At 49.1% G+C, this 11369-nt stretch carries 13 protein-coding genes; 10 read left to right on the top strand and 3 right to left on the bottom strand.

Features of this window, described 5'->3' with window-relative positions:
- Positions 1-117 precede the first annotated feature (117 nt).
- Both OS145_RS12840 and mutH read right to left on the bottom strand, forming a co-directional pair.
- Positions 118-804: a DUF2982 domain-containing protein gene (locus OS145_RS12840; protein ID WP_006957020.1), complete on the bottom strand. Its 687-nt coding sequence runs from the start codon at positions 802-804 to the stop codon at positions 118-120.
- On the bottom strand, positions 794-1474 hold the full coding sequence (gene mutH / locus OS145_RS12845; protein WP_006957021.1) for a DNA mismatch repair endonuclease MutH: 681 nt from the start codon (positions 1472-1474) through the stop codon (positions 794-796). The genes OS145_RS12840 and mutH overlap by 11 nt, the downstream gene beginning before the upstream one ends.
- Before the next feature lie 66 nt (positions 1475-1540).
- Between mutH and rppH the strand changes: the two genes are divergently transcribed.
- From rppH to tcdA, 8 genes are read left to right on the top strand one after another with little or no spacing between them, the layout of a single operon-like run.
- Complete coding sequence (gene rppH / locus OS145_RS12850) at positions 1541-2080, top strand: RNA pyrophosphohydrolase (protein WP_006957022.1); 540 nt, start codon at positions 1541-1543, stop codon at positions 2078-2080.
- Positions 2081-2082: 2 nt separating this feature from the next.
- Positions 2083-4353, top strand: a complete 2271-nt coding sequence (ptsP, locus tag OS145_RS12855) for a phosphoenolpyruvate--protein phosphotransferase (protein ID WP_006957023.1) — start codon at positions 2083-2085, stop codon at positions 4351-4353.
- 3 nt (positions 4354-4356) lie between these two features.
- On the top strand, positions 4357-5151 hold the full coding sequence (locus tag OS145_RS12860; RefSeq protein ID WP_006957024.1) for a sulfite exporter TauE/SafE family protein: 795 nt from the start codon (positions 4357-4359) through the stop codon (positions 5149-5151).
- Positions 5152-5161: 10 nt separating this feature from the next.
- The gene (gene lgt / locus OS145_RS12865) at positions 5162-5959 is read left to right on the top strand and encodes a prolipoprotein diacylglyceryl transferase (protein WP_006957025.1); all 798 of its coding nucleotides are present in this window, start codon (positions 5162-5164) and stop codon (positions 5957-5959) included.
- 7 nt (positions 5960-5966) lie between these two features.
- A complete protein-coding gene (locus OS145_RS12870) occupies positions 5967-6818 on the top strand; it encodes a thymidylate synthase (RefSeq protein WP_006957026.1) in 852 nt (283 codons plus the stop codon).
- A gap of 18 nt (positions 6819-6836) precedes the next feature.
- Positions 6837-7841: a response regulator gene (locus tag OS145_RS12875; RefSeq protein ID WP_006957027.1), complete on the top strand. Its 1005-nt coding sequence runs from the start codon at positions 6837-6839 to the stop codon at positions 7839-7841.
- Positions 7842-7851: 10 nt separating this feature from the next.
- Positions 7852-8271 (top strand): PAS domain-containing protein, encoded by a 420-nt coding sequence (locus OS145_RS12880; RefSeq protein ID WP_006957028.1) that lies wholly within the window; start codon positions 7852-7854, stop codon positions 8269-8271.
- On the top strand, positions 8237-9046 hold the full coding sequence (gene tcdA, locus OS145_RS12885) for a tRNA cyclic N6-threonylcarbamoyladenosine(37) synthase TcdA (RefSeq protein ID WP_006957029.1): 810 nt from the start codon (positions 8237-8239) through the stop codon (positions 9044-9046). Before OS145_RS12880 ends, tcdA begins: the two co-directional genes overlap by 35 nt.
- On the opposite strand, the gene OS145_RS12890 is transcribed toward tcdA, so the two are convergent.
- Positions 9018-9407, bottom strand: coding sequence for a SufE family protein (locus tag OS145_RS12890; RefSeq protein ID WP_006957030.1), 390 nt, complete (start codon positions 9405-9407; stop codon positions 9018-9020). The genes tcdA and OS145_RS12890 overlap by 29 nt on opposite strands.
- A 137-nt stretch (positions 9408-9544) precedes the next feature.
- On the opposite strand from OS145_RS12890, the gene OS145_RS12895 reads away from it, so the two are divergent.
- Together OS145_RS12895 and OS145_RS12900 are read left to right on the top strand one after the other, a co-directional pair.
- Positions 9545-10294, top strand: coding sequence for an electron transfer flavoprotein subunit beta/FixA family protein (locus OS145_RS12895; RefSeq protein ID WP_006957031.1), 750 nt, complete (start codon positions 9545-9547; stop codon positions 10292-10294).
- Complete coding sequence (locus OS145_RS12900; RefSeq protein WP_006957032.1) at positions 10291-11220, top strand: electron transfer flavoprotein subunit alpha/FixB family protein; 930 nt, start codon at positions 10291-10293, stop codon at positions 11218-11220. The genes OS145_RS12895 and OS145_RS12900 overlap by 4 nt, the downstream gene beginning before the upstream one ends.
- The last annotated feature ends 149 nt before the right edge of the window (positions 11221-11369 follow it).

Consider the following 11369-nt stretch of genomic DNA (forward strand, 5'->3'; position numbering starts at 1 on the left):
AACGATAGAGGAATACTACTATCTTAAGTACAACGGCGTTGAGCTCATGCAAGGCTATTTGTTTCAAAAGCCGGAAGTCGAGGCTTACACAATCCCCGACTTCGAGCGTTTAACGCGTTAACGGGTATTGTCCAGTTTCGCTTCTTGTCGAGATGCCTGCAGTCGTTGCAGATGACTTCTAAATTCATAGATGTCTCGATCAAGTGCGTTTGCGCTGACATAAAGATCGTAACCGAGGAGTTCGCGCATTTGTTCCATGCGGCGACCAAAGACTGCGATAAGCCCCTTATAAACACGTCCCTCTGAGCTGACAAAACGCTCGGGTATATCAAAGTACTCACTGTAGTCAGCTTGTTCTGGACGCTCGTGACGCAACGCCATGGTCATCAACTGGCGTTGCTCAAATAAGATAGCAGACGCTAAGCGGGGCGAAATGGTTTGCAAAATTGCATCGTTGTTGTAAACACGAAAGCCTAAAAACGGCGCGTCCTCGAGCTCCATTAAGCGGTGCACTCGGGGAATATCGAAACGCACTACATTGTCCCAATCCAATTGCCACTCGCCTTTTCGGTGAATGTAACGAATGGTGTCTGGGGTGATGGCTAATGATACGGGGGGCTCAATCAGCTTTCCTACGCCAAGTAGCAACAAAATACCAGCCGCAGCACCGATGACCACAGAAATGCCAACGGGAATATCATCTCGCACTAAATGCATAAAAACCAAAAGTGCGATGAGCCCTATCGCAACAGCACAGAACGTAATGGCATTACGCTTTGCTTGTGGGGTGACGTTAAACTGCATTAAACACCTGTTCTAGTATCGCTCGGGTAAATGTTTTCTTTAAATAAAAGCCCCGCGGACGCACCTGGATCATCTGACCGTTGGGTCCGACCGCCTCAGTGAGCGCGCTACCATCCGCAGCCTTCGGGCGAATTTGCAAAAACTCGCCTTGTCGTGCTGTGATCGATTCGACCTCACCTAATGCAATACGATCCATATGTTCTTCCCAATCCGACTGCAAGGCTTGCTCTTGTTCGTTTGTTGGACGCCACAAAAAAGGCTGGCCGACGACGCGTTTTGCTAAAGGAACGGCTCGACGTCCATCGATCGGTATCCATAATACACAGCTTAACTTATTACGTACGTTACTGTTTAACCAGTTCAACCCAGACGTATTTAGCAACGGGGCAACACATACAAAGGTCGTTTCCAATGGTTGGCCTTGTTCATCGACGGGTAATGTTTTTAGCTCTACACCCAGGTCAGGAAAGTCCTGCAGCGGCTTAGATCCCGCACTGGCGCCTAAGTGTTGTTCGAGCATCATGCCCACCCAACCTTTATCCTTCTTTAAATCGTTGGGCATGTGTAAGTTGGCTATCTTTGCTAACTGGGCGAATGATTGTCCTGTTAGCCGATTTGCGCGCTGTAATAGTTCGTCTACAGAGGTTGGCGTCGGTACTGTATAACGCATTTGATTTGCCCCAAGTCGCCCTTTATGGAAGAATCACTTTATCAAAGAATAATTGAGGATGCTCGCGTGATAGATGCTGAAGGATTCCGAGCAAACGTAGGAATCGTCATCTGTAACGGGCATGGGCAGGTATTTTGGGCTCGCCGTATTAATCAGCATAGCTGGCAGTTTCCGCAAGGCGGCATAGATGATGGTGAGACCCCTGAACAGGCGATGTACCGAGAACTTTGGGAAGAGGTCGGTCTCAAGCCAGAGCAGGTAGAAATTCTGTACACCAGCCGTCACTGGTTTCGCTATCGTTTACCCAAGCGGTTAATTCGGCGAGAACAACGGCCCATGTGTGTTGGACAGAAACAAAAATGGTTTCTGTTAAAACTGAAGTGTCGTGAAGAAGATGTCGACGTTTTACAATCCGGACACCCGGAGTTTGATGGCTGGCGCTGGGTCAGTTTTTGGTACCCTGTGCGTCAAGTCGTCTCGTTTAAACGTGACGTTTACCGACGCGTGATGAGAGAGTTCGCTGCGTATGCAATGCCCAGTCTGAACACCCCAAAGACCTCGAACCGCCATGCTCGGCATGGTCGTTCAAATAGACGGAAGCGTTAATTATGCTGGTGACGCTACAGCGGATCGTCGAAAGTGTGAATAAAGCGGCTGACTTTCAGCTGGCGCTTCGCACGATGGTGTCTCAAGTGCGCTCGGCACTTGAGACAGACAGCTGTAGCGTATTTTTAGCCGATGCCCAAGCCCATCAGTACGTGATGGCGGCAAGTGATGGTTTAGCGGATGCGTCTGGCGAGCCGATTCGAGTTGATTTTGGGGATGGTATTATCTCGCTCGCCGCGCAACGTGAAGAGCCACTGAATATTGCTGATATCAGTAATCATCCCGCTAACAAAGAACTACTAGACTCGAATGAGTCGCAGTACCGCGCGTTACTGGCAGCGCCCATTATCCATCGCCGTAAAGTGCTGGGGATTCTTGTTGTTCATCAAAGTGAGGCGCGTCACTTTACGCGTGAGGAAGAGGCCTTTGTCGTGACATTGGCGGCACAGCTATCGGTCGTCATCGCACACGCAAATACTAAGGGTCTACTCACCGATGAGCACTCGCCTTGGGTGCACAGTATTCAAGCTTTGCCTGGCTCGCCGGGAGTAGCGATTGGGGATGCGTATGTTGCGCGACCCGAGGTCAGTTTAAAGGAAGTATCACCGCAAAAGACCGACCGTCCGCTACATGAAGTACGCAAGTTTCGACAGGCCGTCGCGCGTACCCGTGCTGAATTAAAGCAACTTGCCGAACGTGTGTATGGTCAGGTGCCTGACGATACTTTGGCAATATTCGATGTCTATCAAGGTATGTTGGATGCGGCAAGTTTAGGCAATGCCGTTGAAGCAATGATCGGACAAGGGTGGCGAGCACAAACCGCGTTAAAGCACGTGGTCGAAGAATTTGTTGATCAGTTTGAAGCACTCGAGGACTCTTATCTTCGCGAGCGTGCGACAGACGTGCGAGATATTGGGCAAAGAGTACTCATGCACTTGCAGCAACGTCAACGTAAGCGGCGAGCGTTTCCCGAGCAAGGTATATTGGTCGCCGACGAGGTGACAGCGTCAATGTTGGCGGAGCTACCACGCACCCAAATTGCTGGCATCATCTCTTTACGAGGCTCAAGTAACTCGCATGCCGCGATTATGGCACGAAGCATGGGTATTCCCGCTGTCTTAGGCGTGGATGATATTGAGTTACATTATTTCTCCGAAAAAATCCTGATTGTTGATGGATATACGGGCGAAGTCTACATTAACCCGCCGCCGCAAGTGCGCGAGCAGTATCAACACTTAGCTGATGAAGAAGAAGAGCTGAAATCCATCGTTGCAGAACATGCGCATTTGCCAGCACAAACGCAAGATGGACAACGTGTCAGCCTGCATCTCAACTTGGGACTCGATATTCATCAGGAGCACTTAAAACACCTCAATATTGATGGTGTAGGACTGTATCGCTCTGAAATCCCTTTCATGATGCGCGAACAATTGCCGACAGAGGATGAACAGGTTGAAATGTATAAGGAAGTATTGGATTGCTTCCCAGACCAGCCTGTCATTATGCGGACTTTGGATGTGGGGGGTGACAAGCCGCTGCCCTACTTACAATTACAGGAAGATAATCCGTTTTTAGGATGGCGTGGGATTCGACTCACACTCGATCATCCAGAGATATTTTTGGTACAAATTCGAGCGATGTTACGAGCGAGCATCGGGCGCAGTAATTTACGTATTTTGCTACCGATGATTACCAGTGTGAGCGAAGTGGAAGAGGCTTCACGCTTACTTAAACAGGCTTACTTTGAAGTCGCAGAAGAGCAAGGTTGCGCGGTCGGTGTTAACTTATTTCAACCTCAGTTGGGCGTTATGATAGAGGTACCCGCTGCGATTTATCAGCTCCCCATGTTGGCAAGCAAAGTCGATTTTTTCTCGGTGGGCAGCAATGATTTAACCCAATACTTACTTGCCGTCGATCGCAATAATCGGCGTGTTGCCAGTCTGTACGATGCCTACCATCCTGCCGTACTTGCCAGCCTCGATGAAATTGCACGACGGTGTGAAGAGCTCGGCAAACCTGTCAGCGTCTGTGGTGAACTCGCCGGTGACCCGGGTGGAGCTTTGTTACTTGTGGCGATGGGTTATCGACAGTTAAGTATGAACAGTTACAACGTCGATCGTGTCCGCTGGATTTTGCGGAACGTACGTTCGAGTACATTGCAGGTGATGTTGGCTAAAGCATTACAGGCGCGTAGACCTGAGCAAGTTCGAAGCATGATTTCAGAAAAAATGGAAAGCATGGGCTTGGGTGGTTTTGTAAGGGCAGGGAAATAGCATATGGAACTTACAGTCATTGTTTGGTGCCTATTGGGCGGTGTGCTGGCCGGGACCTTAGCGGGTTTACTGGGTATTGGTGGTGGCTTAGTTATTGTGCCGCTGCTCGTCTATCTTGCGCCTGAATTAGGTATTGAGCCGGCATTAGTGATGCCGACTGCAATTGCAACGAGTTTGGCTACGATTTGCATGACAACCGCGAGTTCGGCCTTTAGCCATTATCGCTCGGGCTTACAGGAGCGCTTTTGGGTCGTCCGCGTGTTACCCGGATTGTCGTTAGGCGCGATGGTAGGGGCATTTTTAGTGACTGCTGTCGACCCGCACTGGCTGAAAATGTTGTTTTCGACGGTACTGGTAGTACTCGCCATTCGCATGTCGCTACCGCAAAGTAAACGCGAAGTGAACGCTAAACATATTAAGCAGCGTTGGTTAAGCGTGGGTTCAACAAGCATTGGTGTTATCTCAGGGCTCGTTGGCATCGGCGGCGGTGCATTAACGGTGCCTTTTTTACAGCGTTGCGGGTTGTCTGTGCGACAAGCTATTGCGATATCTTCGCTAGGCAGTTTTATCATTGGTTGTAGTGCGGTACTCATTTTTATTATCAAAGGGTACAGTTCGGGTGTAGCGCATGGTGCATTAGGTATTATTCATGTACCCGCGTGGCTAACCATATCGATTGCGTCAGTCATTTGTGCACCAGTAGGCGCTAAGCTGGCGCACAGTTTGCCGGTCAAACAGTTGCGGCGTATATTTGCAGTTTTCCTCATTATTGTGGCTATAAAGCTGATATTTTTTTAAGGAGTGAGTAGTGCCACTAAACGAATACACGCAGTTCCCTGATATTGATCCTGTGATCTTCAGCATAGGCCCATTAGCCATCCACTGGTACGGTGTAATGTACTTATTAGGGTTCGTTTTTGCTTTGTGGTGGGGTGGACGACAAGCTGAGCAATCGCCAAATTGGACGCGTGACAAATTCTCGGATCTCGTGTTTTGGTGCTTTCTAGGTGTTTTGGTCGGTGGCCGCATCGGCTATGTGATTTTCTATCACTTTGACTTGTTCATGGCTGACCCGCTGTATTTATTTCGAGTATGGGAAGGCGGTATGTCTTTCCATGGCGGTTTGCTGGGCGTTATTGCAGCGATGTATCTTTATGCTCGCGTAACCCACCGCCGGTTTTTGGCGGTCGGTGACATGATTGCGCCTCTCGTGCCGATGGGATTATTCTTTGGACGGATGGGTAACTTCATCAACGGCGAACTGTGGGGACGTGTAACGGACGTGCCTTGGGCAATGATTTTTCCATCGGGTGGGCCCGTGCCGCGGCATCCCTCACAGCTTTATGAAGCCGCATTAGAGGGCTTACTCTTGTTTGCGCTACTGTGGTGGTTCCAACGTAAGCCACACGGCACCGGTGCGGTCAGCGGTTTATTCTTACTGGGTTACGGTATAGCGCGTTTTACCGTCGAATTTTTCCGTGAGCCGGATGCGCATTTAGGCCTTCTCTCCTTGGGCATGTCGATGGGACAATGGCTTACAATTCCGATGATTATTTTAGGTGTCGGACTTCTGATTTACGCGCAAAAAAATAGCTCAAAAGCATAGGTCGATAATGAAACAATATCTTCAGCTGTGTCAGCGTATCATTGATGAAGGAGAGTGGGTGCACAACGCCCGGACCGGGATCAACTGTTTGACGGTGATTAACGCCGATTTAGAGTACGATGTCGAGCACAATCAGTTTCCTCTCATTACTACGCGTAAAAGCTATTACAAGGCGGCTATCGCTGAGCTACTGGGCTATCTGCGCGGTTATGACAGCGCTGCGCAATTTCGCGATATCGGCTGTAATACGTGGAACGCCAATGCCAATGAAAACGCCAGCTGGCTAGCCAATCCTCATCGCAAAGGGCCCGATGACATGGGGCGTGTTTATGGTGTTCAAGGCCGCGCTTGGCAACGACCGGACGGTAGCCAGTTTGACCAACTGCAAAAGGTCGTTGATGACTTAACTCAGGGCATTGACGATAGAGGCGAGATCGTTACGTTTTATAACCCCGGCGAGCTCGACATGGGATGCTTGCGTCCGTGTATGCATACGCACACTTTTTCGCTACTGAATGGCAAATTGTATTTGACGTCCTATCAGCGCAGTTGCGATGTCCCGCTTGGGTTGAACTTTAATCAAATTCAGTGTTTTGTGTTGTTAGCGCTTGTAGCGCGTATTACGGGACATAAACCGGGTAAAGTGTTTCACAAAATCGTCAACGCACACATTTATGAAAATCAACTTGAGCTTATGCGCGATGTACAACTAAAGCGGGAGCCGTATCCATCGCCACAACTGCATATTAATCCCGATATTAAAACGCTGCAGGATATTGAAACGTGGGTGACGAAAGACGATTTCTCGATTGAGGGTTATCAGCATCACCCGCCGATTAAATATCCATTTGCAGTCTAATGACCAAAGGTTAAACAAATGACGTTGAAGGTGACCCTGTGTGATGACTCACGGATGGCGCGCAAGCAGCTGATAAAAAGTTTACCCAAGGACTGGGATGCAACCGTGTATCAAGCAGAGCATGGCGAACAAGCATTGCAGCGGATCGAGAACGGCGAAGCGCAATTACTGTTGCTCGATCTGAATATGCCGATCATGGACGGCTATGAGGTGCTCGAGCATTTAGCGCAGTATGAACGTGACTGCGTCGTCATTGTCATTTCTGGTGATATTCAACCTGAGGCCTATCAACGCGTAATAAAACTCGGTGCACTCGCTTTTGTAAAAAAGCCATTCAAAACGACTGAAATAGCTCAAAATCTACAACAGTTTGGTCTTTATCAGCCCGGCAGCGGTCATTTGCAGGAGGCGAGCGAAGTTGAAGTGGCAGCCAGCGCGTTGGACGTTTATCGCGAAGTGGCAAATGTCGCCATGGGTCAGGCAGGTGACCATATTGCTCGCGTATTAAATCAATTTATTGAGCTACCGGTGCCCAATGTTAACTGGATAGCTCCGTCAGAGTTACACATGGCGCTGCAATCCATTGATCAAGCGGAGCGTGTATCGGCGGTCAGCCAAGGGTTTGCAGGGTCGGGTATTTTAGGCGAGGCGCTCACGTTGCTCACCGATACGTCAGTGGAAGACGTTCGTCAGTTATTGGGCGAACAGCTTTCGGGTACTGAACAGCAGCAGCGCATTGAAGCACTGATGGATATTGCTTCGATTATTACCTCCGCGTGTCTCAACGGTTTAGGTCATCAATTGCACGTCGAATTTACCGCATCGCAACCGGTGTTGCTAGGACAGCATAAATCCCTAGCGGATTTGCTGAGTCAGCCACAACAGCGTTGGCAAAAGGTGTTGGCGATAGAAATTGGTTATCAGCTCCCCAAACATCGCATTGGTTTCGATTTACTTATTTTGCTACCGGAAGATGCGGTGCAACGTTTAGACCAACAGGTCGCCCACTGGTACGCGGAATAAGGAGGCAGCGATGAGTGAAATGGATGAGTTACACGCTAAACTAAGCCTGCTAGGTGCTATTGATATCGGTATCGTAGTGCTTGACCGTGATTATCGCGTACAAATGTGGAATGAGTTTATGACCAACCACAGCGGTCTGCGCCCTAGTCAAGTTCGTGATAAAATCCTATTTGAATGTTGCCCTGAGATCGATGAGCATTGGTTTCGCCAGAAAGTAGAGCGCGTGTGGAACCTAGATGCCCGGGTGTTCATTACTTGGGAACAGCGCCCCTATGTGTTTCGATTCCGACACAGTCGCCCGCTGAGCGGGCAGCTGCAATGGATGCAACAGAATATTACCCTTATGCCACTGCATGATACGCGTGGCGAGATATTTCAGGTAGGACTGATACTTTATGACGTCAGCGAGCAAGCAACCCGCACCGAATGACCAAGCCCAAGGTGGCGTTGAACGCGTCTACGGACGCAAAGCACTGAAGACATTTCGTAACCAACACATCGCTATTGCCGGACTCGGTGGCGTCGGTTCATGGGCCGTTGAAGCGCTCGCACGCAGCGGTATCGGTGAGCTGACATTGATCGATCTTGATGATGTTTGTGTGACCAATATTAACCGTCAACTTCCCGCTGATTTCAACACGATAGGACAACTTAAGACCGAAGTGTTGGCCGAGCGGATACGCGCGATAAATCCTGCATGCAAGGTCAATATTGTTGACGATTTTTTACTAGAAGAAAACTTTGCTACTCACTTAAGCGGCGTTACCGCGGTATTGGATGCTATTGATAGCGTTAACACCAAGGCTGCTTTAGTAGCGCACTGTAAGCGTAATAAACTGCCATTAGTGGTCTGTGGCGGTGCGGGAGGACAAATAGATCCAACCCAAATTCGTGTAGCGGACCTGGCAAAAGCAAAACAGGACCCGTTGTTGGCTAAGGTGCGCTCTAAACTGCGCCGTGATTTTAATTTCTCCAAGAACCCTAAGCGCAAATGGGGCGTTGACTGCATTTATTCCGAGGAGCAGCTACGGTATCCCTGGGTCGCCGGAGAGCATGAGGGTGAAGTCACTCTTCAAAAACCCGGCAGCGGCACCATGCAAATGAACTGCAGTTCTGGTTTTGGTGCGGCCATGGTGGTCACTTGTAGCTTTGCCATGTTTGCAGTATCAACTTTGCTCAAGCGCATTGAGCGACGCGCTGCTTGAGTACTTTGCTCACGTTGTATAAACCATTGGCTCTAGACGGCGTCAGTTGTTGTGTGAGGCCGTAGTTGGCGAATAATTCATCAATGTCGAATTGAGCAATGTCCGTTGCGCTATGGCCGTCGAGCTCCGCTTGAATCAATGCTAATAACCCCTTAACAATGCGTGAGACGCTATCAAAGCGCACGGTAATACGCTGCTTGTCTTGGCAATCCAAATAGAGCCATACCGTTGCTTCACAGCCCCCAACTTCATGGGCTTTATCACGATATTGTTCGGGTAACGCTGGCATCGTTTTGGCAAGTTCGATAAGCTCACGATAGCGCTTTTCCCAACCGATAGGTTTGCGTGAAGGCTGTATCACTGTGTAAACTCCTGATTACAACAAATTTCTGTTATTGTCGCATAACTTGTGAGATAGCCTCCAGTCTAGGATAATAGCGGAGTTAACAAATTTTAAATCCAGGTAACTTAGATCAGTTCCAACAAAAGGAAAGTGACATGAAAATACTTGTCGCGGTGAAGCGCGTCATTGACTACAACGTCAAAGTACGCGTGAAGCCAGATCAGTCAGACGTCGATTTGGCTAACGTCAAAATGGCGCTTAACCCGTTCTGTGAGATCGCAGTCGAAGAAGCTGTGCGCTTGAAAGAAGCAGGCACAGCCGATGAGGTTGTGGTGGTATCTATTGGACCCAAAGCAGTGCAAGAGCAATTGCGTACCGCATTGGCGTTAGGTGCTGACCGCGCTATCCAAGTTGAAACCGACGATATGCCGGATTCACTTTCAGCCGCAAAAATCCTTAAAGGCGTTGTTGAGCGTGAAGAGCCTGACATGATCATTTTAGGTAAGCAGTCGATTGACTCGGATAATAACCAAACCGGTCAAATGCTAGCTGCGCTTACTGATATGCCTCAAGGCACATTCGCATCGAAAGTAGAAGTGGCTGATGGTCACGTTTCTGTAACGCGCGAAGTTGATGGAGGCTTGCAAACGGTGAAGTTGGCTCTGCCGGCAGTCGTCACGACCGACTTACGTTTAAACGAACCGCGTTATGCTTCGTTGCCGAACATCATGAAAGCAAAGCGTAAGCCACTTGAAACTGTTTCAACTGACGACTTGGACGTTTCGGTGAAACGTACTGTGAAGCTACTCAAAGTTGAATCGCCAGCAGAACGTAGTGCGGGCGTTAAAGTGGCAGACGTAGATGAGCTTGTCGATAAACTGAAGAATGAGGCCAAAGTCCTATGAGCATCTTAGTGGTTGCAGAACACGACAATAACGCCGTAAATCCTGCCACGCTGAAAACCTTGGCGGCGGCGAAAGCCATTGGCGGTGATATTGATGTATTAGTCGCAGGTAAAGACTGCGCAACAGTCGCTGATGAGCTCGCAAAGGCTGAAGGCGTCAACAAAGTAGTGTTGGCCGACAATGCCGTGTACGAACATCAGCTCGCAGAAAATGTAAGCAAGTTAGTTGCCGATTTGGGCAAAGACTACAGTCACGTGCTCGCGCCAGCAACGACAACGGGCAAAAACTTTATGCCGCGTGTGGCTGCATTGCTCGATGTGGCGCAAATTTCTGACATTATTGCGGTTGAATCTGCGGATACGTTTAAGCGTCCGATCTATGCAGGCAACGCGATTGCGACCGTGCAAGCCGAAGATGCCATTAAGGTGATTACGGTGCGGGCGACTGCTTTTGATGCGGTGGCAAGCGAAGGCGGTTCGGGCTCGGTTGAAGCGATTGATGCGGTCTTTGATAACGACAAGTCTGAATTTGTCGGAGAACAATTAGCCGAATCAGAGCGTCCAGAATTGACCGCCGCCGAAATCGTTATTTCGGGTGGTCGTGGTATGCAAAATGGCGAAAACTTTAAATTGATCGAAGATATCGCTGACAAACTAGGCGCAGCTGTGGGTGCTTCGCGTGCCGCTGTAGACGCAGGCTTTGTACCGAATGATATGCAGGTAGGTCAAACCGGTAAGATCGTTGCGCCACAATTGTATATTGCCGTCGGTATCAGTGGAGCTATCCAACACTTAGCGGGTATGAAAGACTCAAAAGTGATTGTCGCTATTAACAAAGACGAAGAAGCACCTATCTTCCAAGTGGCCGATTATGGCTTGGTCGCTGATTTATTTGAAGTCTTACCTGAGTTAAACGAAAAACTCTAGTTATTCTCGCCTTTAATGACACGGTCGATTACCGCGTTTTAACAATCGACCGTGTCAATTTCGATACTTTTCGACCTGATGTACTTGCATATTTTTAACTCATCGGACATGATTCAATCATCACCGCCGTAAAAGTCAAAAACATTAGG

This window comes from Idiomarina baltica OS145 (assembly GCF_000152885.1).
Taxonomy (GTDB): Bacteria; Pseudomonadota; Gammaproteobacteria; order Enterobacterales; family Alteromonadaceae; genus Idiomarina; species Idiomarina baltica.